Origin of the sequence: Chromohalobacter sp. HP20-39, from assembly GCF_033052815.1 — a bacterium.
Classification (GTDB): domain Bacteria; phylum Pseudomonadota; class Gammaproteobacteria; order Pseudomonadales; family Halomonadaceae; genus Chromohalobacter.
Genome location: NZ_JAWHTP010000942.1, coordinates 1 through 252, shown reverse-complemented (window position 1 = coordinate 252; position 252 = coordinate 1). Strand labels below are relative to the sequence as shown.

Genomic DNA, 252 nt, shown 5'->3' with positions numbered 1-252 from the left:
TCTCCGTCACCACCTTGATGCCGATCTCCATGGACGTGCGGCCGGTGTAGTTGACCGACGCCAGGAACGTCACCAGTTCGCCCACGTGGATCGGCTGGCGAAACACCACCTGATCGACCGACAGCGTAACCACGTAGCGGCCGGCGTAGCGGCTGGCGCAGGCGTAAGCCACCTGGTCGAGCAGCTTGAGGATGTGGCCGCCGTGCACGTTGCCGGAGAAATTGGCCATGTCGGGCGTCATCAGCACGGTCA

The 252-nt window shown here is 63.9% G+C and carries 1 protein-coding gene; it reads right to left on the bottom strand.

The genetic code is table 11. The features are described 5' to 3' along the window. Positions 1–252: acyl-CoA thioesterase (locus tag RVY79_RS20740; protein ID WP_317466483.1), on the bottom strand; the 252-nt coding region annotated here is incomplete at both ends.